At 64.2% G+C, this 274-nt stretch carries 1 pseudogene; it reads left to right on the forward strand.

Annotated features, from left to right (window positions below):
- A pseudogene (locus WDW90_RS39360) lies at positions 1-267 on the forward strand (ATPase domain-containing protein); the annotation flags it as partial.
- Positions 268-274 lie beyond the last annotated feature (7 nt).

Below are 274 nucleotides of genomic sequence, written 5' to 3' on the forward strand. Positions count from 1 at the left end.
GAGACGCCTCTCGACATCAGCTACCTGAGCGACGCGGTGCTCATGCTGCGCTACTTCGAGGTGGAAGGGACGGTTCGGCGCGCGCTCTCAGTCGGGAAAAAGCGCAGTGGCCACCACGAGCACACGATCCGCGAATTCAGCCTCAGCTCACAGGGCATCACCGTCGGACCGCCGCTGAAGAACTTCGGCGGGCTCTTCTCGGGCGCGCCGCGCTACTCGGGCGACGGTGCTCTTCTCATGGCGGTCGGTGAGCATGCTCAAAGCTGAACGGGAT

It is taken from the genome of Methylobacterium nigriterrae (assembly GCF_037106235.1).
GTDB classification, from domain to species: Bacteria; Pseudomonadota; Alphaproteobacteria; order Rhizobiales; family Beijerinckiaceae; genus Methylobacterium; species Methylobacterium nigriterrae.